Below are 24,221 nucleotides of genomic sequence, written 5' to 3'. Positions count from 1 at the left end.
AATGCCGGGCGATGCTAATCGAGGCCGTCACAAAATCCCATGTCTGTCAGAAGGTTGCGGGTTCGGTGACCGATTCCGATTGCCCAGCTCTGCCGCCGCGCCGATCACGGTTCGGTACCTGCCAGCCCTTGCCGGCACAAGCTTTGGCTGGCAGTAGCGTCCACGCATGCCGCTTACCGCGCATCGGATCAACGGTGCGTACTGGGCAGCCCGCCGGTGCCGCATCAGCCGGAGTTCGCCGACTGCGTTGTCCGGGCCGGTCGGCGTCTGCGCGATGGAGCGGCGTAGTTGGACCATCGAATAGGCAAGGGTGACATGGCGTTCGCTGTCGATGAGGTCGGCCTCGAGCAGCGCGTCCCGGGCATAGGCGAGTTCCGAATCGCGCGCAACCAACTGCTCGTAGGTGTCGGGCACAGCTTTGAGGAGGTCTTTCATCGCGGCACGGAAGGTTTTGTAGCCGCGGTGCTGTCGGCCACTCAGCGGGGTCGCAACCTCTGGCGGCTGCATGGTGGGGCGGACAGCCGCCAAATAATAGTCCACCGGAATCGTGCTGGCGTGAATCATCGCAGTAGTAGCTCAACGGCGGTTCGCCGGAGGGAGCCCGGCAACGTGGCCCTTTCCGTGCGGGCCAGCGGCGTTCAGCATCGACGTCCGCTCATCAGCGTAAGGCGTTTTGTGTCAAGCGGTTGGTCTGTGCCTCGCCCGTGTCGTCCCTGCATAACCGATGTCCGCTGTCACTGGGCGCGTGCAGCTCTCTTCGTCAGGGGTCCGCGCAACCGCAGCCTACCGTGAAATCGCCACTAGGCGTGGCAGTCCCGGTTCGCTGCGCGATCGCCCGGTTCCGCTCCAGCGCGGCGTGCAGCAGGTCGAGTGCGTGGTCGACGTCGGTTGCGGCGATGGCCCCGTATCCGACGATAAGGCCGTCGGGACCGTCGCCCATGCGATACCGGGAGATCGGGAAGATGCCGACGCCGTCCGCCCGTACCTGGGCGGCGACGGCAGCCGCGTCGACACCGGGCTGGGTCCACGCCGACACGTGCAGGCCCACCGCTGACGGAATGACCGTCAGCAGGTCGGCGAAGCGCGTGGTCAACAGTTCGACTATCCGGTCGTGGCGGGCCTGGTACTCCCGGCGCATCCGCCGGATGTGTTTGGCCAGCATCCCTTCTTCGATGAAGCCGAGCAGGGCGACCTGCGCGGGCTGCGGCGAATGCCAGTCGGTCACGAACTTCGCGGCGCGCAATGCCGTGAAGAGCGGCGCGGGGGCGGCGACGAAACCGATCCGCAGCACCGGAAGCATGACCTTGGAGAATGTTCCCACGTAGATGACCCGGCCTGCTGGGTCGATGCTGTGCAGCGGCTCGAGCGGACGGCCACCGTAGCGGAACTCGGTGTCGTAGTCGTCCTCGATCACCACTACGTCGCGGCTACTCGCCCACTCCAGCAGCGCCCGCCTGCGCTGGGCCGACATCGGCATACCGAGCGGAAACTGATGCGACGGAGTGACGTACACGATCCGCGTGCGATCGGGCAGCAGGTCGACCCGCAAACCCTCCGAGTCCACGTCGACTCCCACGACGTCGGCCCCGAGGCTGCGAAACAGCTCCCGCACGAGCGGATAGCACGGATTCTCGATGACCACGCAGTCGCCCGGACGCAGCAGCACCCGCCCCACCAAGTCCAGCGCCTGCTGGATGCCCTGCGTGATGATGATGTCGTCCGCGGTCACCTGTACGGCCCGCGAGACCCCGATGTGCCGGGCGATGGCCGCCCGCAGCGCAGGTAGCCCCGCCGGGTCGATGGGCATTCCGGTGCCGATCGAGGACGCCCGGAACGCCTGCGAGGTCAACCGCCGCCACGCCTCGTACGGAAATAGCCGCACGTCCGGGATGCCGGGCCGTAGGTCGTACGGCGGCGCGTCGGTGAAGAAGCCGGGCTGGGGCACCCTGATGTCCGCCCACGACGGCGACGGGTGGACCATCGCGACCGATGTGGGCGTGGCCGGGTGAGGCCGCTGCCGCGCGGCTATAGCGCGCACGAAAATGCCTGCGCCGACCCGGCTCTCGGCCAGACCGTCGGCGACCAGTCGGTCGTAGGCGCCGGTCACGGTATTGCGCGACACCGCCAGCCTGCGCGCCAGTTCCCGGGAAGGCGGCAATGGTTGGCCCGGTAGCAGCCGCCCGTCCAGCACGGCGGCCTTGATCTGCCGGTATATCTGGGCGCCGAGGTCCCCGCGGCCGGTGAGGCTCACGTGCACATCCACGGGCGATCTCAGCGGTGGGTCGACTGCGGAACATGGGCAAGGCCGGTAGCCCGCAAGGACTGCCCGGCCTCGCGCGGGGCAACCGACAGTGCCGCGATCACGCGTGAATCCAGCCGAGCATGCCTGAGAGTAATCAGGCATGCGTTGGCGACGCAACTTCTCGGCTATGCCGGGCTATGCCGGATGCGAAATTCGACGATTCCCTAATGCTGCTGGTGGCGCGACCCGCCCGTCACCATCGGTGATCGCGGAGTAGACCCAGGTCCACGGGAGACCGCAGGCACCAGATACGAGGCGACGCTGCCCAACTTCTCACAGGTTTCCTCGAATTCCCGATCCGGCCGTGACTGGGCGACGATGCCGGCGCCCGCTCGCAGCCATGCCGTGTCCTCGTCCTGGTATACCGCGCGCAACACCAGGGTCGCCTCCATCGAGTCGTTTTCCGAAAGTGCAACCACCGCACCGGAATACAGTCCGCGGGCAGCGTCGTGGCGGAATACGGCGTCGACACCCGCCCGCTTGGGGATGCCGGACGCGGTGACCGCCGGGAACAACGCGTCCAGCGCATCCCACCGGGTCCGGTGCCGGGCGAGTCTGCCGCGCACCGTGGAGGCCAGGTGCTGGACGCTGCCGCGCTCGCGCACCGCCATGAACTCGGCCACCGCCGTGGAACCCGGTTCGGCGACGGCGGCGATTTCGGTGAACGACGTCTTCACAGAGACGGCGTGTTCCACGATCTCCTTCGGGTCCGACTCCAGCTCATTGCGGGCGGCCAGATCTGCCGCGACGCCCCGCCCCAGCGCCCGGGTGCCCGCCAGCGGTTCGGTGGTGACGACACCCTCGTCGTCGACCGACACCACCAACTCCGGGCTGAATCCGGCCGCGGCCAGGCCACCGAGCCGCAGCAGGAACGACCGGGCGGGTGTGTTGTGCGCCCGGCCCAGGCGGTAGCTGGCAGGCAGGTCGACCCGGAAGGGCAGCTCGACCCGGCGAGACAGGATCACCTTCTGGTAGTCGCCCGCAGCGATCTCCGCGACGGCCGCCGCTACCCGTGCACGGTAGCCACTGGCGTCGGCGCGCACGTCGACCGGATGCGGTGTCGGCAGCGGCTCGGCCGGTGGCAGCAGCAGTTGCTCGATCACCTCGATTTCGGCAGCGGCCGCGCCGTCGACGGTGACCTCCGATTCGGTGACCGTCACCTCGATTCGCGGAATGATCATGTGCGCCAAGCTCGTTCTCTCGGTGAGGTGCCGTTGCGCGCCGAGCGCGTTGGCGCAGAACTCGAAGGCGATCCAGCCGTAGGCGGTGCCCGAGGCTCCCGCGCCGCAGGCCACCCGCAGCGAGTCGAACGCCCGCTCCAGAGCGTCCACGGGTCTGCCGGTCCAGCGTTCGCGAGTGGACCCTCCGGCCGCGCTCACCCGCAGCTCGTCGCTGTCGAGCTCGATCCGGCCGAGCGGGTCGGCGGCGAACACCCATCGGCCGGGCCGCTCATAGACGATGTGGTCACCGAAGCGGCCGGAGCCGGCCAGCCGCGACACCGCGGTCACGGGATCGACCGCGCTTGTTATTCGGACGGATTCCGGGGTGGTCACGTGGTTCTCCATCTTCAGGAATTCGGGTCCGCACCGCGCATGCGGTCGACGAGTTCGCGGACATTCGCCAGCGATGTCAGCGAAGCGACCTCGGTCTCCGGAATCGCGACGCGGTAACGCTCCTCGATGCGGGTTGCGAGCTCGAGTTCGAGCAGCGAATCGACGTTCCATTCGTCGACGAAGTTTGTGTGGTCACCGATTTCGGCGGCAGGCACTTCCAGTACGCGCGCCACCAATTGCCGCAGGTCCTCCGGGTCTACCCGCTCGGGAATGCTCCGTGTCATCGTTCCTCCAGGTCGAGTTCGTGGTTTCCGACCCTGCTTCCGGCCGAGACGGATGCCGCCGCGTGCGGTGCGCGCAGCTGTAGGGTCACGGCCTCGTCGCCGTGCGGATCGCTACAGGTGGCGTACACCGGGTTCCGGTCGCCGCCGTCCAACTGCGCTACCGCCGCCACGCACTGGAGCACTCCGAGCGCGCCCGAGCACTCCCCGAGCCGTCGGGTCAGATCCAGGACCCGGATCGGCGAGCCGAATTCCGGCAACACATCCGCCGGTGTCAGCCACAGTCGCGGCGGCCGAGCCGCCGTGCGGATCGCGGCGACCACCTGGTCGACACTGTCGCTGTGGCAACCACCGTCGATCAGCGCCCGGACGATTGCCTGCCGATTCGCCGCGTGCGCTTCCGATTCCAGGATCACCGCCGCGGCTCCGTCGAGGACCCGCCGACCCGGTCCGTGCAAGCTGCGCACCGGTCCGGTGTCCGGTTCGACCCCGACGACGACCGCAGCGTCGGCCCGGCCCGCCCCGATGAGCGTGGCGGCCCACACCAGCGCGTCCAACCCGCTGGTCCGCCCGCTGCACAAGGTGAGGTTCGGTCCGCGCAGCCCGTGCCGGATCGCGATCCACCCGGCGATGGCGTTGGACGACACGTGCGGCAGACCCAGTGGGCTGAGTGCGGCAGTGGAATGCTCGGCGATCCGGTCGGTGAACTCGCAGACGCTGTCGAGGTTGCCGAAGTTGGAGCTGACCACGGTGGCTAGCGTCGTGTGCTCGCGACCGGTCGACTCGGCGGCCAGACTCGCGTCGTCGAGCGCCTGCTCAACCGCGCGTAGCGCCAGTCGCGACGCACGGTCCTTGTGTCTCATGTGCCGTCCCGTGAGGTCGGGTGACGGTCCGGCTCCCGGCTCGACCGGATCGGTCGACAGCAGATCGGCAGCGGTCCGCAGGCCCGTGACGGCGAGGCCGACTCCGGTGACCACCGTCGCACGGCCGGTCACCGGGTCCCCTTCCCGATGACGGCGACCGCATTGATGCCGCCGAAACCGAACGCGTCGATCTGCGCCACGGCCAGGTCCGCCCGCACGACGTCGCGAGCCAGGTGCAGCCCGGCCGCCTCGGCGATGGGATCGGTGAGACCCAGAATCGGCGGTACCAACCCGCGACGCATGGCGACGGCCGCGACGATCAGACTCAGCAGCCCGGACCCGCCGAGTGTGTGGCCGGTCATCGACTTGATCGCGGTCATCACCGGTGGCGCGGCGGGCCCGCCGAACACGTCGGTAAGAACGGACGCTTCGACGGCGTCGTTGAGTCGCGTTCCGCTTCCGTGCAACATCACCAGGTCAACGTCGGCGGCGTCGATGCGGGCCCGTTCGTGGGCGTCGGCGATGACCTCGCGGATGCTCTCCCGGTCCGGCGCCGTGGCATGGTGGGCGTCGCAGTTCATGCCGACACCGAGCAGGCGCGCGTGTCGTGCGGTGTCGGTCCCGGCCCGGCCCACGACGACTGCCACCGCACCTTCGCCCATGATCATGCCCGCGCGCGCGGCGTCGAACGGCCGCAGCGCCTGCGGCGTCCCGCTCTGAACGCGGTCGATGGTGCCGAACGCGCTCTCAGTGATCGAGTCGGTGCCTGCGACCACCACGGTCTCGGCGAGCCCCAGTTCGATCATGTCGGTCGCCATTCCCAGCGCATACAGCGACGCCGCACAGGCGCAGGCAACAGTGTGCACCCGTCCGACCTGGGGAAGGTCCCGCAAGGCGGCCGAGAAGTCGAGTCGATCGGGATCGATCCCATTTCCGGGCTTTCCGCCGGTCTCGCGCCACCAGAGTTCGGCGGAGCGTTGTTCCCGCAGGGTGGTTCCGACCACCACCGGATACCGCTCGGCAGCCGCCGCGAGGCCCGCGTCGGCCAGCGCCGCCTCGATCACGGCGCGAAGCCACTCGGTGGCCCGGAACGGCCGGTCACCGTCTGCCGTGCGGTTGTCGACCTCGTACGCGTGGCACGTCCGGTACTTCGCCGCGTCGAACGCGCGCAGCTTCGATATTCCGCTCCGCCGTGCGCACAGCGACTCGAAGATCGCGTCGGGCGTCTCCCCGATGGACGCGACAGCCGCCATCCCAGTGACATCCCACGGCATCAGTTCGCCCCGATCGCCCGAAGCCGGTTTCGCGCAAGCTTGCCGGTCCACGTCGTCGGCAGGGCATCGACCAGTTCGACGCGGCCGGGGCGCTTGAACGACGCGACCTCGGCACGCAGACAGGCGATGACAGCGCGACGGACGGCGTTGGGCTCCCGGTCACCGTCCACGACGACGAAAAGCACCGCCTGCTGCAGCCCGTGGCCGTCCGCCACCCCGACTACGGCGCAATCGCGGACCCCTGCGACAGCGCGGACGACACCCTCGATCTCGGCGGGCGCCACCTTGTTGCCGCCGAGATTCAGAAAGTCGTCGGCTCGACCGAGGTAGTGGATCGGACCGCCGCGGGCGCGCTGGACAATGTCACCGGTGTACGCGCCGCCGTCGGCGAAGGTTTCCCGAGTCGCTTCCGGCCGGTCGAGATAGCCGGCCGCGACGGACGGACCCGCGATGTGCAGGCGACCCTGCACATCGTCACCGTCGAGAATCCTGCCGTCCTGGTCGCGCACCGTGGCCCGCACCCCGGCAACGGGCACGCCGATGGTGCCGGGACCGGGTTCGGCGGGTGTCGTTGCCAGCACGATGTACAGCGCTTCGGTCGTCCCGAGACTGTTCACCAGCGGAACCCCGAGTCGCCGCATGACCCGTTCGCTCAGGTCCGCAGGCAGTGCTTCGCCCGCCGAAACCGCCAGCCGCAGCCTACTGTCGCGGTGGTCGAACGATTCGGCCAGAGCGGCGTAGAGGCGCGGCACCGAGAACAGCACGGTCGGACGGTGACGGCGCAACGCGCTCGCGACGACCTGGGCGTCCACCCCGCCGTTGAGCAGCACGGTCGTCGCACCCGCGCGCAGCGGCAGCAATAGGGAATTGCCGAACCCGTATGCGAACGAGAGTTTGGCCGTCGACAGCACGATGTCACCGGGGGCCAGCGCGGCTACCCGCCCGAACCCGGACGGCACCCACTGCAGTGCGCTCGCCCGATGCGCGACACCCTTCGGCGCGCCGGTGCTGCCGGAGGTGTACTGCACCAGGGCTTCCTGATCGAGCAGCCACTGCTGCTGCGGTGCGGGCAGCTCGTCGGAGCGCTGTTGCCGCAGTATCGACTCGCGGATATGGTCCCCATCGAGCTGCCCGATGTCCGGCAGCACCGCGGCAAGTCTGTTCCGACGCGTCCCGGACACGTCGACGTATCCGAACTTCACCCCGCTGTCGGCCGCGATGAACCCGATCTCCTTATCCGACAGCGCCGGATTCACCGGTACCGCTGCGCAGCCGTGCCACCACAGCCCGAGCACCGCCACCACCGTGGCAACCGAGTCGTCCGCCAACACCATCACCCGGCTGCCCGGCACGACTCCATTGTCGGAGAGCAGATTCGCGAATGCGCCCGCGGCGCGGAACAGTTCGGTGTAACCGACCTCGCCGAGGTCGGAATCGATATAGGCGGGCACGTCCTTTCTGGGCGAATCGAGGTGCCTTCCGACAAAGAATTCGACGAGGTTCACCGGCGCGCCACAATCCGAGCCGTCGATGACCGCCAACGCGTCGCCGACCGAATCCAGGCGCGCAATCGAACCGTCCGAAAGCGTAACCGAGAATTCACGTTCTATACGAGCGAGTATTTCGGCCTTTTCCAGCGAGGACGCGCCAAGATCCTCGTAGAAATGCGCCCGAACATCGACACCGTCGACGTCCATCTCGAGCACTTCGGCGGTAATGGCGCGAAGCCGGTCGCAATTCCTGTCACTGCCGCGGTACCACTCTTCGGATCCGACCATCTTCATATCCTGACAATTGTTCATGCCACCATTGACGAGGGACCCGGACTACGGTCTCGTACCGGATAGTACGACATTGTTTCCCGCAGCGGTGAACAAGAATTCGTCCACCCGATCGGCTATTTCTTTCCTCGTATGGTTGCACCATATATTTCCGAACCTGCACGGCAAAGTGCCAATATCGACGAACCGCAGTGGTCCGGTTGCGTACCGAATGAACGCAGGGGTCCTGACAGGCCGCCATGCGACCGAGGGTGGATCGGACAGAGCAGTCGGCGGCCGGGATCCGGCAGTTCATGGAACGGTTGGAGGCGAGGGTCGCTGAGATCAACACCGATCCCGTCCAGCGGGCCGAACACGACCGTGAATCGGAGCTCATCGATGCAGCCGAGCGCGCACTTCGAGCGGGCCGGGCGGCCGAAGCTTGCGGCGAGTACGCTGCCGCCGTCGGCTTTTACGGACAGGCCGCCGAGAAGCATTGGGGCGAAGCGGCACTGCGTGTGGTGGTCTGCCGGGTTCGGCGATCGGCACCCTTGTCGAACGCTCGACCCGCTACGCCATGCTCGTCGACCTGCCCGACGGCCGAAGCTCCGAGCAGACGCGAGAGGCCTTGCAGCGCACCGTTACTCGGCTTCCACCGCATTTGATGCGGTCGTTGACCTGGGGCGTGATCCGGGATCGGCGTGACCCGCGTTTCTGCAGTCGATACAGGGGTACGCCTGCATCCGCGAACCATGTCGATCCCGTATGCCATAGATCGTGCCGACGAAGATGTACGTTCGTAACCGAGTTCGGCCACCACGTCATCCCAATGCGTTGCCCTCCGCAAGACACCGGGAGCCCTGCGAGGGTGCTACTCAGGTCCGTTCGGCCTGTTGCTCGGCAACCCACCTTGCGATCTGGGCCCGGTTCACGAAGCCGAGTTTCGTGAGGACCTTTTCGACGTGGTGTTCGGCAGTCCGGCGTGAGATGACCAGTGTTGCCGCGATCTCCTTGTTCGACATGCCCTGGGCCACCAGGTCGGCGACCTCGCGTTCGCGGCGGGTCAGTGTCGGCGCGGGACGGGGGGCTTCGGGTGCCGGTTGCGGTTGTTCCCGCAGGGCCAGCGCGATTGTTTCCTCGGTCGTCAGTGTGCTCCCACGCCGGACTGCCGCCTCGAATTCGGTGTTCCCGATCGCTTTTCGTGCCATCTTCTCGAACCGGTCACGGTGCGCGAGCAGGTGCACCGAGCCGTGGAGCAGGGGGCCGATGGTGTGCCACAGCATGCTGGCCCCGCCGAACAGGGTGGCTGCTCGCTCGGCGTCGCCCTCGGCCGCCGCTGTCCAGGCGAGTGTCTCGAATGCGTGCGCCAGGCCGAGGGTGTCGTGGAAGGCCCGTTTGATTTCGATCGCTTCGCGGAGGTCGGTTTCGGCCCGGTCGAGTTCGCCGTGAATCAGCTCCAGGAGGCCACGTATCCACAGGGCGTAGGACAGTTGCCAGCGTTCGCCAGCGGCGTGGCAGCGTTCGAACAGGTCGTCGACGACCGCGGCGGCCCGATCGTCCTGGCCTAGGAGGACAAGAGCCAATGCCAGATCGATCAGCAGCAGATTCGGGTAGCCGATCGGCACGTCGGACTCGGCGTAGAGCTCGAGTGCCTTTGCGTACAGAGGGATCGCGCTTGCCAGGTCGGCGTCCAGGAATTGGAGTAGGGCGCGGGAGTGGGTGACGTAGGCGGTGACGGCGGGGTCGCCGAGCCGGGCGGCGATGTCGCGGGCCTCGGCGAGCAGTGCCGTGGCGGCCTGGGCGTCTCCCAGATGGGTTGAGTTGTAGGAGATGGTCGCCAGGGCCCAGGCACGTTCGCGGGTGGGTTCGGTGTCGAGTGCCAGCGCCCGCTCGAGCCAGAGCTGGCCCTCGGTGAGCTGTCCCATGGCCATCCAGAGCCATGGGACAGCGGCCATGCGCAGGCCGGTGTGTGCCTTGTCGAGGTGGGACACGCAGTATTCGAGCGCCTGTCGCAGATTCGGGTGTTCGAGTTGCAGCACGCTCGCCAATTCCTGTTGTCGCGGGCCCACCCACTCCACGTCGACGATTTCGATGAGCTGCAGGTACCAGTCACGGTACCGCTGTGCCAGCGCGGGGTCGTCTCCGTATTCGGTGAGCCGCGCCTGTCCGTAGGTGCACAGGGTTTCCAGCATCCGGAAGCGGGCGTGTTCTGCGTTTTCTTCGCGGAGGAAGATCGATTTGTCGAGCAGTCCGGCGACGCTGTCGAGGACGTCGTATGCGGGCAATGTGTCGTCGGTGCATACCGCTTCGAGGGCGTCGGTGGTGAAACTGCCGGCGAAGACGGATGCGCGGGCCCAGAGTGTCTTTTCGGCTGGGCTGCACAGGTCGTAGCTCCAGTCGATGAGTGCTTGCAGGGTGCGGTGTCGTCGAGGGAGGTCGCGGTTGCCCTGCTGGAGGAGGTGGAATCGGTCGTCGAGGCGTCTGATGAGGTCGTCGACGGTAAGTACCCGCAGTTTCACTGCGGCGAGTTCGATGGCGAGGGGGATGCCTTCCAGGCGCTGGGAGAGACGGATAACGGTGGCTTCGTTGCCGGGGGTGAGGGTGAATCCGGGGGCGACGGCGGCGGTGCGTTCGGCCAGTAGCAAGACCGACGGGTACTGGATGGCTGTGCCGGGCCGGGCGCCGGCGTCGGAGTGGGGGACGGGCAGGGGCGAGACCCGGTAGACGTATTCGCCGGAGCCCCTGAGTGGTTGTCTGCTGGTCGCCAGGATCCGGACCTGTGGTGCGGCGCGCAGGATGTGGTCGGTCAGGTCGGCGACGGCGTCGATGAGGTGTTCGCAGTTGTCCAGGACGAGCAGTGTGTGCTTGGGCTGTAGGTGGTCGCACAGGACGGTCAGTGGTGGCCGGGCGGATTGGTTGCGGATGGCGAGGGCGTCGAGCACGGTGTGCGGTAGTAGGGCGGGGTCCTTCAGCGAGGCGAGCTCGACCAGGCACACACCGTCGGGGAAGGCGCGTTTGACCTGGCCGGCGACGCGGAAGCCGAGCCGGGTCTTGCCTACCCCGCCCATTCCGGTCAATGTCACCAGCCGGGTGGTGGACAGCAGTTGCCGTACGGCGGCCACATCGTGGCGGCGGCCGACGAAACTGGTCAGATCCGGGGGCAGGGTGTTGGGATGCAATGCAGCGGCTGTCTTGGGTGCCGGTGGCCGGTCGGTTCGGCGGGGTGAGTGTGTCACCAACGCCATTTCGTCGACGGGTAGGTCGAGCGCTTTTTCAGCGGCGCGGAGGAGGTCGCCGAATTCTGCGGCGGTGGCAGGTCGCAGGTCGGGGTCGTGGGCCATGGCGTGTTCGATGGCAGCGGACACGATGTCGGGTATGCCGTTTTCGTGGAGGTCGGGCAGGGACGTGGAGGTGATGCGCACGAATTGGGTGACCAGGCGTTCGCCGGTGTGGCGTTCGAAGGCGGCGTGACCGGTGATGAGGCAAAACAGGGTCGCGGCCAGTGCATAGACGTCGGAGGCGACGCTGGGTGGTGACCCGTTGATCAGTTCGGGGGCGGTGAAGGCGGGGGTGCCGGTGAGCACCCCGGAGGTGGTGTGGAAGCCGCCGGGGATGCGGGCGATACCGAAGTCGGTGAGCAGGGGTTCACCGAATTCGGACAGCAGCACGTTGCCGGGTTTGACGTCGCGGTGCACGATCCCGGCCTCGTGCGCGGTCTGCAGCGCACCGGCGAGGCGGACGCCGATGTGCATGGCTTCGGAGACGGTGATGGGTCCGCCGGTGCGCAGGCGGGTGTCCAGGGATGTGGGGTAGAACGGCATGACGATGAACAGGCGGTCGCTGGTAGTGGTGCCTGCCTGGTAGACGTCGACGATGTTGGGGTGGCCGCTGACCCGGCCCATCGCTTGCTGCTCACGCAGGAACCGCGCCCGGTCCTCGTCGTCGGCGTCGCCAGTGAGGACTTTGATCGCGATGACGCGGTCCAGGGACGGTTGCGCGCACCGGTAGACGACACCGAACCCGCCGCGGCCGACCTCGGCCGCGGCGGCGAATCCCAGCCGGGCCAGCTCTGCGGGTATCGGTGGCCGGACATCGGGTTGTGTAGCCCCAGGATCTTCGTCCGTCCTGCGCTCAACGCCCCGCATCGAGCGCCGTACCATAGACCAAGGCTAACCCCCGATCCGATATCGGACACGGCAAAATAGCTGGTTCACTGGGGACAAACCATAGGCAGGTTCCCTGATCATCCGTTGCGCCGCCGAGGATTTGCTCGGCTTCGCTCGATCCCGGCTGCCGCGTGCGTCGGTGCCGCGGTACGTGGAGGTCGTCGACGACATGCCGCGCACCCCGACCGGCAAAATACTCGAGCGAACCCTCCGTGAGGACTGGCGGACGTCTACGACGTACGACGGCGAAACCGGCGACCTGATGAGTGCTACTGAGGTGCCCTGATGATCGCGGCCGTGTCTACGAGCCACCGCATCTCGGTCTGTCCTTTCACGCGGGCACCAGCTGCGATGGCAATGTCGGAACGTACCGGTGAACTCAAAACCGACCGAGAAGAGCGCGCGAACTCGACAGCAGGCATCCGAGGGTGGCCGCAGGCGGGACGGTCCATCCGACCAGCAGAACTTTCAGGCCAAGTGCGCTGACAGTAGCCAGGCTGGTATCGACTTGCGGCCGTTGCTCTCGTCCCGAATATCGGTGCCGACGAAGTCCTGGAAGCCCTCGAAGTTCTCGAAGTTCTCGGGGATATTGGCGTGGATGCGGGCCGGCCGGATCTCGTCGATTGCCCAGTACCTCCCCACTACCTCGCGCAACTCTTCAGCGGTGACAGGGTTGATCGGGCCTACGGGCACGGTGGTTCTGTCGAACACCAGCACGAAGTAGGACGCGCCGGGTGCCGCAGCGCGCACGATCGACTGTTGGTAGCCCTCACGCAGTTCGACCGGGATCGAGTGGAACAGGGTGCTGTCGATGATGGTGCCGAAACGGCCGTCGTAGCCGGTGAACGCGCTGATGTCGGCGACCTCGAAGCTGGCGTTGATCAGGCCGCGCTTGGCGGCCTCGTCACGAGCGAGCTTGATCGCAGTCGGCGATTGGTCAAGGCCGACGGTGGTGAAGCCCCGCTCGGCGAGATCGAGCGACACCGCGGCCTCACCGCAGCCGGCGTCGAGGATGTCGCCGTGGAACTTGCCTGCTTCGCCGAGCGCGGCGATCTCGGGCTGCGGTTCGCCGATACTCCACGGCGGCCGGATACCCAGCCCTATCTCGACCGCCTCGCCGCGATAGGCGGATTCGAATACCGCGTCAGAGGAAGGAGTTGTCATAGTTGCCATGCTAGGCCTCGGGGGTCAGCCGCTGGGCTATCTTCTACATCGGGGTTGCCGGAACGTTGCGCACTGAGGTGACGGCCACGGTGTCAGAGCCGTCGGGTTGGCATTCCCGAGTACAGGTGGTTGAGGAAAACTTGCCCGAGAAGTAGCTATATCCAGGGGCCGCCCACCCGCACCAAGAAGCGGCGTCGGGCTAGGTCGAGAACTCGTCGGCCAGGGTGTTCCAGAACATGAGCTCGTAATTCTGGAAGAGCCTGGCGTATAAATGCGCCTCGTTCGGCTTCAGCCGCCCGGTGTCGAGTCCGGCTTGGATGGCGGCGAGGGCTCGCTGTTCGATCTCGGGGACTTCGGCGGCGAAGAAGTCGAAGAACGCGCACGCAAGGTCGTCGAAGTCGTAGTGGGTGCGCATCGCTTCGGCTACGGCCTTGCAGTAGCGGCCCCATGCGGTGAAATTCGAGTAGATACCCGCTGCGGCGGCGGAGGGTTCGGCGTGCATCGCCAACCAGGCGACATAGGCCGGATACGCCTGGCAACCCGCCCTCGGCAGCTCCATACCTTGGTCGGGTCCCGCCGCGGCCACCAGCGCGTCCAGCATGCCGTTCGCCTGCCGTTCGCCCGGTGGGAGCCCGCCGAAGAAGACTCTGGCGTGCGGTTCCTCCGCCCGCGCCGCTATGGCGTGGAAGCTGCGCCAGTCGCTGCTGGTGATGCGCTGCTCCTCCGCCGCGATCGCCGCGAAGACCGCCAGCGGCGCCTTACCCGCCGTGATCAGCGGGATCAAGCGGTTGTCGTCGTCGTGCGGGCCCAGCTCCGCCTGGATCCCGTCGAGCAGTGCGCGGGCGGAAACAGTCATCGGAACCTCCCTGTCGGACGAGTATCTCTGTCTATTCAACCGCCCGGCGACAACTATCGCGGTCATTCGCGGGGCCGGGGCGGCTGGGCGTGCTGGGCTGGGCGGACATCGCGATCATTCGCATCATCAACCGAGCCGTCGGACTCGGGCGGCAGTGAAGCCGGTCTGCACGGCTGGTCATTAGAACGAATCAGCGTTGGATTCGATCACGTCGTTGCGCGAAGGTAAAAGGACAAGTAGTGCGACCGAACACCTGGCACCGAAAAGGAGGAAGCCCTGATGGTGCGCGACGACGACCTCGCTAGCGAATCGCCGACCGCGGTCGCCTTCCATGACAGCGTTGATGTGATCGTGGTCGGCGGCGGCCCCACAGGCATGACCGCTGCCGGGGATCTGGCGCGGGCGGGCCGGTCGGTCGTCGTGCTCGAGCGGTGGCCGCAGATCAACCCGGCCAGCCGTGCCTTCGCGACCATGGCCCGCACCCTCGAAGTCCTCGACGCGCGCGAGCTGGCCGACGATCTGCTCGCCCTCGGGGCCACCACACCCGCGGTGCACCTGTTCGCCGGTGTCACAGTCGATTTGACCCGATTGCGGTCGCGGTACCGGTACGGGTTGATCATTCCGCAAACCAATGTCGACCAGGCCCTGGCCCGCTACGCCGAGCAACATGGCGCCGTGATCCACCGCGGCGTCGAGGTCGTCGCGCTCGACCAGGACACCGACGGCGTCACCGTCACTACTCGCCCCAAAGACGCTTCTTTTCGTGATGGCGAAACACGCTGGCGAGCAAGGTATTTGGTGGCCGCAGACGGCGCGCACAGCAGCGTCCGCGGCTTACTGGGCATCGAGTTTCCCGGCAAATCGGTGCTGTCGTCGGTGGTGCTGGCCGACGTGCGCCTCACCGCCGGACCGACCGGCGGCGGGCTGACTCTCGCCAGCACCAGAGACTGCTTCGGATTCCTCGTCCCCTACGGCACGGGGCCCGCCGCCGGTTGGTACAGGTCGATGACCTGGGACCGCCACCACCAACTCCCCGACACCGCACCCGTCGAACCCGCCGAGATACGGGATGTCCTCAACCGCGCGATGGGCCGCGATGTCGGAGTCGCCGAAATCAGCTGGCACTCCCGGTTCCACTGCGACGAACGACAAATCCGCCAATACCGGTGTGGGCGCGTATTTTTTGCCGGAGACGCCGCGCATGTGCACTCCCCGATGGGCGGGCAAGGCATGAACACCGGCATCCAGGATGCCGCTAACCTGGCCTGGAAACTCGATGCCGTCCTCGGCGGCGCCGACGACCGAGTGCTCGACACCTACCACACCGAGCGCCACCCCATCGGCGAACGAGTGCTGCTGCAGAGCGGGGCGATGATGCGCGGTGTCACCCTGCACCCGCGCCCAGCCCGCTGGTTACGCGACCGCATCGCCCGCATCGCCCTCGGATTCGGGCCCATCGCGAACACGATCGCGGGCAGCTTCGCTGGAACCACGCTGCGTTACCCCCGCCGCCGCGACGAGCACCGACTGGTCGGCACTCTCGCCACCGAAACACCCCTGACCGGCGATCGTCTCACCGTGCTGCAACGCACACCGGGATTCGTCCTCATCCGCGAGCACGGTGCTCCACCCGTCGACATCGATCTACCGCAGGCCGAGCGGACCGACCGCGGTCCGGCGCTGTTGGTCCGCCCCGACGGCTACATCGCCTGGGCCGGACCCTCTACCCACAGCCGGGCTCTGCGGCAGGTGTGGCAACGGTGGACCGGCTCGCACGCCCCGACACCGCATGACCCTCCATCAACGCGACCACCACGGAAGGGATCACCATGACCGTCACCGCCATCCAGATCGGGCTGCACCCCGATGCCATCGACTACACGTCGCCCGACTTCATCCAATTCCCCGGGCTGACCAAGGAAGTCCTGCGCCGCGCCAACGACGATAACGTCGCTGCACTGCGCTCCGCCGGATACGAAGTCGACAACTGCCTGATCGAGTTCGGAACCGCTGGGGCCGAGACCGCCCGCCGCGCGCTGGCGGCCAAATCCTACGACGCGGTCCTCATCGGTGCCGGAGTCCGGCTCGTCGCCTCCAACACCCTGCTGTTCGAGACCATCGTCAACGCCGCCCACACCCTGCAACCGTACTGCCGGTTCGTGTTCAACTACTCCGTCACCGCCACCCCTGACGACATCCGTCGCTACTACCCCACACCTCACGACAGCACACCCGCCCACTGACCGAACTGATGAAAGACGGCGGGCGGAGTAGCAACCGGTGGGCGTTCGGACCGGTCGGCTCGACCTTGCGATCGTCGACAAACACCATCGTCCGATGCGTGTAGGCCGTACTCTCGAAAAGCTTCTCCTGCACCGGATTTCACTGGAGGTCTACGCCTTCGATCCCCGCGCGACCCACCGGGGCCATCCAGTCTCCTCGGGCTGAACCGAACTAGGGGGTGGGTTTCGATCGACGCTCCAGCACCGCCATCGCGACAGTCGGCACGGTTGCCACAACCGCGGCGGCGAGCACCCAGGCGAATGTCGTGCCGAATGCGGAGGCCTGGTCGCCACGTTGAACTCCGTTATCGCGCAGGTAATTACCGAGGACGGCCACGAATACCGCGGTGCCGATGGAGCCACCGATCCGCTGCATGATGTTGAGTTGCGGTGTGGCATCACTGAACTGATCCGGCCGCAGGGTTTGCAGTGCGACTGTCATCGCGGGCATCACGGCCAGTCCGATTCCCGCGCCGCGCACCACCATGGCCGCCCCGAGCAGCCAGTAAGAGGTACCGGCGGTGATCAGCATGAACGGCAGCGTGGCGACGACACTGACAACACTGCCGAGCACGCAGATCCGGCTACCGATTCGGTCGAAGATGCGGCCCGAAACGGCCATCGCCACCGCCGCGCCGATACCCTGCGGCGCAAGCAACATCCCGGTGTGTGCGGCGTCTTGGTGACGGACGAGCTGAAAATACAAGGGCAGCAACACCATCGCACCGAAGGTGGCCGCACCGAAAACGAAAGTGGCGACCGAGGCCGAACTGAACAGCGCGTTCCGGTAGAGCCGGATATCGAGCACCGGGTTCACCACCCGCAGCGAGCGCACCACGAATGCGGCGATCATCACGATTCCGGCCGACAACGGAATCAGAACCTGGAGCGACGAAACCCCCCGCGAGCCGACCTCGGTCAGGGCGTAGGTGAGGCCGGTCATCGCAAGCGAGGCGAGTGCCAGACCGAAAACATCGAGCGGCCCGGCGGATTCGGTCTTTTTGTCGGCGGACAACAGCCGCACGGCGAGCACGAGCCCGAGCAATCCGAGTGGCGCGTTGATCAGGAAGATCCACTGCCAGCCGGCATTCTCCAGCAGGAGACCGCCGATCGTCGGGCCTACCACGGGGGTCAGCACCATCGGGATCCCCACGGCCGCCATCACTCTCGCGAGCCCCCGGGGGCCCGCGGCGGTCATCAGGATCATCTGTCCTGCGGGGACCATGAGACCGCCACCGATCCCTTGGAATACCCGGGCACCGATGAGCTCACCGACATTGCCGGCAAGGCCGCAGCCGATCGAGGCGACAACGAACAGCAGCATGGAAACGACGTAGAGCCGTTTGGCACCCATCCGCCGCACGGCCCAACCGCTGAGCGGCAGGATCGCCGCCTGGGCGAGCATGTAGACGGTCACCACCCATTGGATGGTGTCGAGCGAACTGTCCAACGTGGTGGACAGCGATTTCAGGGCGACATTGACGACGGTGGCGTCCAGGAAGGCGAGTATCGCGCCGATCAGCACGACCACCACCGCTTTGCGTGCCTGCGGCGTGAGCCCCGGTTGTTCGGTAACGCCGTCGCTGAGGTCGGAGACTGTCATCCCGGAAGTGTCATCCCGGAAGGCGATTGTGTCAACCCGTGGGATGATTAAAACATCCTTCGGGATGACCGGTGCGGTACCATCACTGCATGACGTCCGGCCACGCATCCGATCGCCGCCAACGCCGCTCCCCGGCCTCCGCGGAGCGCATACGCGATGCCGAACGCTCGCGGCAGGCACTGCTGAGCGCGGCGTTGGACGAGTTCTCCGAGAAAGGGTTCGATCGCACGCGCATCCAGGACATCGCCGACCGGGCGGGTGTCAACAAGCAGCTGATCGCCTACTACTTCGGTGGAAAAGAGAATCTCTACCGCGAGATTCAGCGCAGCTGGCAGGAGAGTGAGGCCATCTTCGCCGATCCGGCGCTCCCATTGGAAGAGGTGGCCGATCGCTATTTACGTGCCGGGCTCGCCGATCCCCGCGCGGCCCGTCTGATGGCGTGGCAAGGCCTGACCGGCGGCGATCCTGGAACCGACGAGACCGCCGAAACCGACTTGGCCAATCTGAGCAGGGCGGGGGAGCGCGGCGAGATCGCCGCGGAGCTCGACCCCGCCTTCGTTCGAATCGCCTTGACAGCCCTCGTGATGGCCCCCGCCGTACTTCCCGATGCCATCCTCGCATCGACCGGAGTGCGTCCCGGCACACCAGAATTCGAGGACTACTACCGCACCCAGCTACGCCGGCTCACGCGGCGGCTTGCCGAGGATGCCGGGCCCGAGCGCTAGTCGATTCGGACCGGTAGGGTCCGGTTCTGGGACCTACCGCGCGCTCAGCGGCATTTCCATGTGTTGCCGGTTGACAGAATCATTGCCGCGAGCGCACCTGGATGCACCGATTTCGGTAGCGCGGCAAGAACATTCGACGATTTGTGGAACCACCGGTTTCGACCGTCCTCGTCGAACTGGTCGGCGAACCGCTCGACATACGCGGCAACCTCGGCCGGAAGGTGCGTCGATGCTCGAAATAAACGACGGTGGCGTGCGGGAGAGCCCCGCCGTTGCCCGAAGCGGTGTTGCGCCCCGGGCGGCACTCACGCGGTACTTCGGCGCACTCACCGCGTTCCACAATCGGCGCTCTTCGAACTCAGGTCGGCGAAATCGGCTGGAAGGGCCGGATTTCGTCAGCGCCGGCTCGGACCAGCCTCGCCGATGATTCCGGCACTTCGTTCCACGCACCTGCCAGGTCGCGAAGCAGCGGCTCGGAGACCACGAAACGGGTCTGCTCGCCCAGGTGGCGCAGAACCCGCACTTCGGGATGGAGAGCACGCAGCTTCGAGATCTCGCTGGAGTAGAACAGCGACCTCGTCCGCCCCTCGCTGGAGTAGCGGAAGATCCAGAAGGATTCGCCGTCGCTGGTCGCGACAGTCATCTGTACGGGGTGGTCGATCCCGTACGTACGGCCGACATCTTCGACGAAGCCGACCGCACGGGCAACACCGCTGAAGGGATCGTTTTCGAGACCGAACGTCAGCGCGAGGAAGAACAAGGCTTCCGAGTCCGTCGAACCTTCGATGTCGGGGAACAGAGGCGGGTCGACAGCCATCAGCAGGTCGCGCTTGATCTCTTGAAAGCCGTGGAGGAGACCGTTGTGCATCCACAACCAATGCCCGTGCCGGAACGGGTGGCAGTTGCTGCGCTGCACCGGTGTGCCGGTCGAGGCCCGCACATGCGCGAACAACAGCGGCGTTCGCATCTGACCGGTGATCTCGCGAAGGTTCCGATCGTTCCAGGCTGGTTCGACGCTCTTGTATACCGCCGGTTCGCTGCCCTCGCCGTACCAGCCGACACCGAAACCATCGCCATTCGTAGTCGTCGCCCCGAGATGGGAATGCAGACTCTGGACGATCAGCGAATGTGCTGGACGGAACAGCAGATCCTCGGCAAGGATCGGCTCACCGGAGTAGGCCATCCACCTACACATATATCCATTGAAGCAGCACCATCACTGGTTGCGCCAGCAAACCGGGAGCGCGCCATCCGCACGCCGAACGGCCCTGCATTGACCCTTGGCTCTGATCGAGCCAGGGCCCTATCTGCCTGACTCGTGCGAGACATGGTGACCGAGTAGTTCCCTGAAGATATGGGCGAGACGGCGCAATTTCACCGCCGAGTACAAGATGGCGATCGTCGCCGACAGAGTCAGCCCGAGCCGGATATCGGACGTCCCTGTCAGGCGGCGATACAGTGAGAGTTAGGAGAGGTGGGCGCATGAGTGACTGTCGTGCTGAGACGGGCATATCGGGTCTCATTTGATCAATGACCAGCGATGATCAGCTGCGGACACAACGTGAGTTGCCGACGCTTCTCACGGAGTTGGATGCGGCTGGTTTCGAGGACGCTGTCGAGATCGGGCGGGGTGGTTTCGGTGTCGTGTATCGCTGTCGGCAGGTAGCGCTGGATCGGATGGTGGCGGTGAAGGTGCTGACCGCGGAATTGGATGAGGATAATCAGTCACGATTCCTGCGGGAGCAGCGGGCGATGGGCCGTTTGACCGGGCACCCGAACATTGTCACCGTGTTGGAGGTGGGTACCACCGCCAGTGGGCGCCCTTTTCTGGTGATGCCTTATCACCCATTGGATTCTCTCGATGTGCGGATACGTCGACATGGTCCGCTCTCTGCGGAGCGTGTGCTGTGGATCGGGGTGAAGATCGCTGGCGCACTCGAGACCGCGCATCGCCTCGGGATTGTGCATCGGGATGTGAAACCGGGAAATATTCTGCTCACCGCATACGGTGAGCCGGCTTTGACCGACTTCGGTATCGCGCACATCGCCGGTGGGTTTCAAACGGCCGCGGACACGGTGACCGGCACGCCTGCGTTCACCGCACCAGAGGTGCTGGAGGGTGAAACACCGACGGCGTCGGCGGATGTCTACGGACTCGGAGCCACTTTGTTCTGTGCGCTCACTGGTCATGCGGCCTTCGAACGTCGTAGTGGTGAGAACGTGGTGACGCAGTTCTTGCGGATCACGACCCAGCCGATGCCTGACCTGCGCGACGACGGCATCGCCGACGACGTGTCGGCGCTGGTGGAAAAGGCGATGAATCGAGAGCCCCGCGAGCGGCCCTCTGCCGCGGAGTTGGGGGAAGCCAGTCGGGAGGTTCAGCGGCGTCGCGGATTCTCGACAGGCGAGATGGCTCTGCAGAACGAACCTGTTCCCGAACACGAGGTCCGCAAAATACCGGCGCCGGGACGGCGCAGGCTGGCCGCGGTTGGTCGCAATGGCGGCGGCAATCTTCCGCTCGAGCTGACCGGGCTTGTCGACCGGCGTGCCGAGTTGGCGGAGGTGAAGAATCATCTGTCCGCTTCCCGCTCAGTGACATTGACCGGAGCCGGAGGCGTCGGAAAGACGCGTTTGGCACTGCGGGCGGCCGCACAGGCGCAGCGCGATTTCTCCGATGGGGTGTGGCTGGTGGAACTGGCCGATGTGTACGACACCGCGCTATTGGTCGATGTCATGGCGGCGACCTTGGGTGTGCGGGACGACTCTACGAGGCCGTTGCTCGAGGTTTTGGTGCATTATCTGAGCTCGCGCGAAACATTGCTCGTCCTGGACAACTGTGAGCAGCTGGTCGAGGCTGTCGCCGAACTGAACGAGACCCTACTGCGGTCCTGTCCGGAGGTACGAATTCTCGTTACCAGCCGTGAACCGCTGAATACCGCTGGGGAAGCGGTGGTGCGTGTAATGCCGCTGAGCGTCCCGGATTCGGATCGCGATACGTCGCTGCAAGCACGGCCACGCTTCGACGCGGTGACACTGTTCGTCGAGCGCGCCGCGGCAGCCGTGCCAGGGCTCGAGCTCGACGAGGGCAACAAAGACACGGTGACCAGGATCTGCGCCAGGTTGGACGGCGTGCCGCTGGCGATCGAGCTGGCCGCGGCTCGCATGCGCACGATGTCGCCGGAGCAGATCCTGCACCGGCTCAGCGATCGGATGGCGCTACTCACCACCGCCATCCGCACCGCGCCACCGCGGCAACAATCACTGAAGCTGTGTATCGACTGGAGCTACGAGTTATGTTCCCCGGCCGAGCAGCGACTGTGGGCTCAGCTGTCGGTATTCGCGGGCAGTTGCGGACTGGACGCCGTAGAGCAGGTGTGCGGCGATGCCCAGGCGCCACTAGGTGTGCTCGATGTGCTGTCTTCCCTGGTGGACAAGTCGATCCTGGTCCGGGAGGAATCGGGCCCTGTCGTACGGTTCCGGATGCTGGAGATGCTGCGGGAATACGGCCGGTCGAAGCTGCAAGCCTCCGGTGAGTACCAGGAGTTGCGCCGACGCCATCGCAACTGGTGTCGGCGGTTGGCGCTGGACGCGGAAGCCGGGTGGATCAGCAGTCGGCAACCCGACTGGGTTGCCCGGCTCACCCGTGAGCAACCGAACCTGCGCGAGGCGCTCGAATGCTCCCTGTCCGAGGACACCGAGGAGGCAGCCGATGCAGGGCTACAAACGGCTTCGGCATTGTGGGAGTTCTGGGTCTTTCGCGGTCTGTACGGCGAAGGACGATCCTGGCTCGACCGCGTCCTCGCTCATCCCCGTGCACGATCAATCCCTCACCGTGTGAGCGCACTTCGCGTCAGCAGCCAGCTGGCCACGTCACACGGCGATTTCCCGTCCGCGGCATCCTTGCTGGAGCAGGGACGAACACTTGCTGAACAGGCTCCTACCCCCATGGCCCAGGCGCAGATGGACCATGCCGCAGGCGCCCTCGCCCTTGGCCGCGGCGAACCCGCGCTGGCGGCCTCCTTCCTCGAGCGTGCCATCGAGGTCTTCAGTTCGGATAGGACCGGACATCTCCATGTTCATGCATTGAACTTGCTCGGTTGGACATACGAACTGCGCGGCGATACGTCGAAAGCGATCGTGCATCAGCGAAATATCATCTCCATCACCGAAGAGTGCGGTGAATTGTTCTATCGCTCGTTGGCTTTGCGGGGTATGGGCGTTGCCGAATGGCGGCGCGGCGATACCGACCGGGCGCAAGAGCTGCTCGAACAGGCGCTACGCGTCGATAAGCCGCTGAGCAGTTCGATCGTGATGGCGTTCGGGCTGGAGGCACTGGCATGGATTGCCAGTGACCGCAACGATATCGAGCGGGCGGCGGTCCTCATGGGAGCCGCACGCGAACTGTGGCCGGTGAGAAGCAGTCTCAACAGTGTCTTCGATAATTTGTCGCGCTTTCATGAGGGATGTGAAAAATCGGCGCGAAGAGCCCTCGGTACGGGCAAATTCGAGGCGGCCTTCCAGCGCGGCCGGGCAATGGATACTGCCGCCGCGAGGGCATACGCACTCGGTGAACAGGGTATCGACACGGCACCCGCAACAGACCCGACCACGAAGTTGACCAAGCGTGAACGGCAGGTCGCACTCCTCATCGCACAAGGACTCAGCAACAAACAGATCGCCAGCGAATTGTTCATATCGCCACGCACCGCCCAAGGTCACGTCGAACACATTCTGACCAAACTAGGGTTCACCTCGCGCGCCCAAGTCGCGGTCTGGATAGTGGATCAAGCGAATCAGGGCAGCTCTCGGCAGTGATTGTTCGAGGGCGTCGGCAGCGCGTTCGGAGCGGTCGTTTCTCATGCAGGTCGGTCAGCATGTTCATACACGTCAACGCATCAGGTGACAGCAACGCGGATTCGGCCCGGGACTCTTCCGAACGAGCAGTACCTTCAATGTGGAACTACACCGACTACCCCGCATGAAAGGACTTGCCATGACCAGTTCCCCCGCCGACCTCATGCGACGCAACCTTCTCGACGTCTTCAACGAGCCCGACCCGGCTCGCCGGGCCGCAGCCATCGCCGAGACCTATACCGAAGATGTGGTGTGGCACGAATCGGACCGAATTGTGCACGGGCGCAAGGATCTCGAACGCCGCGCCGAAGAGTTGCGTGCCGAAAACCCGGACTGGGTCTTCCAGCCCGCAGGCCCTGTGTCGGAGCTCGACGACATCGGCCACCTCGGCTTCCAATACGGCCCTGTCGACCAACCGCCGGTGGTCAGCGGCATGGACGTCGCTCGTATCAAGGACGGCGTCATCATCGAGCTCTACACCATCGTCACCGAGATGCGTCAGCCGTCCTAGCTCGAGGCCGTGCGAGACCCGTTCCAC

Annotated in this window: 17 protein-coding genes and 1 pseudogene; 6 read left to right on the top strand and 12 right to left on the bottom strand. The window is 65.9% G+C overall.

Translation table 11 applies throughout. The features are described 5' to 3' along the window. Positions 1 to 27 precede the first annotated feature (27 nt). From ACLMAJ_RS31890 to ACLMAJ_RS31860, 7 genes are all read right to left on the bottom strand, one after another. Entirely contained in the window at positions 28 to 564 is a 537-nt protein-coding gene (locus tag ACLMAJ_RS31890; protein ID WP_412017585.1) for a hypothetical protein, read from the bottom strand. 196 nt (positions 565 to 760) lie between these two features. Next, complete coding sequence (pdxR, locus tag ACLMAJ_RS31885) at positions 761 to 2,251, bottom strand: MocR-like pyridoxine biosynthesis transcription factor PdxR (protein WP_412017584.1); 1,491 nt, start codon at positions 2,249 to 2,251, stop codon at positions 761 to 763. Between the two features lie 215 nt (positions 2,252 to 2,466). Then, on the bottom strand, positions 2,467 to 3,867 hold the full coding sequence (locus ACLMAJ_RS31880; RefSeq protein WP_412017583.1) for a salicylate synthase: 1,401 nt from the start codon (positions 3,865 to 3,867) through the stop codon (positions 2,467 to 2,469). 2 nt (positions 3,868 to 3,869) lie between these two features. Then, positions 3,870 to 4,139, bottom strand: a complete 270-nt coding sequence (locus ACLMAJ_RS31875) for an acyl carrier protein (RefSeq protein ID WP_412017582.1) — start codon at positions 4,137 to 4,139, stop codon at positions 3,870 to 3,872. Continuing rightward, positions 4,136 to 5,131, bottom strand: coding sequence for a beta-ketoacyl synthase N-terminal-like domain-containing protein (locus tag ACLMAJ_RS31870; RefSeq protein ID WP_412017581.1), 996 nt, complete (start codon positions 5,129 to 5,131; stop codon positions 4,136 to 4,138). The genes ACLMAJ_RS31875 and ACLMAJ_RS31870 overlap by 4 nt, the downstream gene beginning before the upstream one ends. Further along, positions 5,128 to 6,273: a beta-ketoacyl synthase N-terminal-like domain-containing protein gene (locus ACLMAJ_RS31865; protein WP_412017580.1), complete on the bottom strand. Its 1,146-nt coding sequence runs from the start codon at positions 6,271 to 6,273 to the stop codon at positions 5,128 to 5,130. Before ACLMAJ_RS31865 ends, ACLMAJ_RS31870 begins: the two co-directional genes overlap by 4 nt. After that, positions 6,273 to 8,051, bottom strand: a complete 1,779-nt coding sequence (locus ACLMAJ_RS31860; RefSeq protein WP_412017579.1) for an AMP-binding protein — start codon at positions 8,049 to 8,051, stop codon at positions 6,273 to 6,275. Before ACLMAJ_RS31860 ends, ACLMAJ_RS31865 begins: the two co-directional genes overlap by 1 nt. Before the next feature lie 517 nt (positions 8,052 to 8,568). Here ACLMAJ_RS31860 and ACLMAJ_RS38050 point away from each other — a divergent pair. Further along, positions 8,569 to 8,715 (top strand): annotated as a pseudogene (locus ACLMAJ_RS38050) (IS30 family transposase); the annotation flags it as partial. A gap of 193 nt (positions 8,716 to 8,908) precedes the next feature. Here ACLMAJ_RS38050 and ACLMAJ_RS31855 read toward each other — a convergent pair. The 3 genes from ACLMAJ_RS31855 to ACLMAJ_RS31845 all read right to left on the bottom strand — a co-directional run bounded on the left by ACLMAJ_RS31855 (position 8,909) and on the right by ACLMAJ_RS31845 (position 14,219). Then, the gene (locus ACLMAJ_RS31855; protein ID WP_412017578.1) at positions 8,909 to 12,178 is read right to left on the bottom strand and encodes a protein kinase domain-containing protein; all 3,270 of its coding nucleotides are present in this window, start codon (positions 12,176 to 12,178) and stop codon (positions 8,909 to 8,911) included. Positions 12,179 to 12,667: 489 nt separating this feature from the next. After that, positions 12,668 to 13,363 carry a class I SAM-dependent methyltransferase gene (locus ACLMAJ_RS31850; RefSeq protein ID WP_412017577.1) on the bottom strand — a complete coding sequence of 232 codons (696 nt, stop codon included), beginning with the start codon at positions 13,361 to 13,363 and terminating at the stop codon, positions 12,668 to 12,670. 199 nt (positions 13,364 to 13,562) lie between these two features. Then, complete coding sequence (locus tag ACLMAJ_RS31845; RefSeq protein ID WP_412017576.1) at positions 13,563 to 14,219, bottom strand: hypothetical protein; 657 nt, start codon at positions 14,217 to 14,219, stop codon at positions 13,563 to 13,565. A 279-nt stretch (positions 14,220 to 14,498) separates the two neighbouring features. Here ACLMAJ_RS31845 and ACLMAJ_RS31840 point away from each other — a divergent pair, with 279 nt between their 5' ends. Together ACLMAJ_RS31840 and ACLMAJ_RS31835 are read left to right on the top strand one after the other, a co-directional pair. After that, positions 14,499 to 16,052, top strand: coding sequence for an FAD-dependent oxidoreductase (locus ACLMAJ_RS31840; RefSeq protein ID WP_412017575.1), 1,554 nt, complete (start codon positions 14,499 to 14,501; stop codon positions 16,050 to 16,052). Next, positions 16,049 to 16,462, top strand: a complete 414-nt coding sequence (locus ACLMAJ_RS31835; RefSeq protein WP_412017574.1) for a hypothetical protein — start codon at positions 16,049 to 16,051, stop codon at positions 16,460 to 16,462. Before ACLMAJ_RS31840 ends, ACLMAJ_RS31835 begins: the two co-directional genes overlap by 4 nt. Positions 16,463 to 16,673: 211 nt before the next feature. On the opposite strand, the gene ACLMAJ_RS31830 is transcribed toward ACLMAJ_RS31835, so the two are convergent. Next, on the bottom strand, positions 16,674 to 18,104 hold the full coding sequence (locus tag ACLMAJ_RS31830; protein ID WP_412017573.1) for a DHA2 family efflux MFS transporter permease subunit: 1,431 nt from the start codon (positions 18,102 to 18,104) through the stop codon (positions 16,674 to 16,676). 89 nt (positions 18,105 to 18,193) lie between these two features. Between ACLMAJ_RS31830 and ACLMAJ_RS31825 the strand changes: the two genes are divergently transcribed. Next, on the top strand, positions 18,194 to 18,829 hold the full coding sequence (locus tag ACLMAJ_RS31825) for a TetR/AcrR family transcriptional regulator (RefSeq protein ID WP_412017572.1): 636 nt from the start codon (positions 18,194 to 18,196) through the stop codon (positions 18,827 to 18,829). Between the two features lie 358 nt (positions 18,830 to 19,187). Here the strand turns inward: ACLMAJ_RS31825 and ACLMAJ_RS31820 are convergent, their stop codons facing one another. Next, entirely contained in the window at positions 19,188 to 20,024 is an 837-nt protein-coding gene (locus tag ACLMAJ_RS31820; protein ID WP_412017571.1) for a class II glutamine amidotransferase, read from the bottom strand. 335 nt (positions 20,025 to 20,359) lie between these two features. Between ACLMAJ_RS31820 and ACLMAJ_RS31815 the strand changes: the two genes are divergently transcribed. Further along, complete coding sequence (locus ACLMAJ_RS31815; protein ID WP_412017570.1) at positions 20,360 to 23,644, top strand: protein kinase domain-containing protein; 3,285 nt, start codon at positions 20,360 to 20,362, stop codon at positions 23,642 to 23,644. Positions 23,645 to 23,822: 178 nt separating this feature from the next. Further along, entirely contained in the window at positions 23,823 to 24,194 is a 372-nt protein-coding gene (locus ACLMAJ_RS31810) for a nuclear transport factor 2 family protein (RefSeq protein WP_412017569.1), read from the top strand. Positions 24,195 to 24,221 lie beyond the last annotated feature (27 nt).

The organism is Nocardia arseniciresistens (assembly GCF_046764875.1).
Classification (GTDB): domain Bacteria; phylum Actinomycetota; class Actinomycetes; order Mycobacteriales; family Mycobacteriaceae; genus Nocardia; species Nocardia arseniciresistens.
Note: the sequence above shows the minus strand (reverse complement) of the source record. Positions and strands in the feature narration are given on the sequence as shown.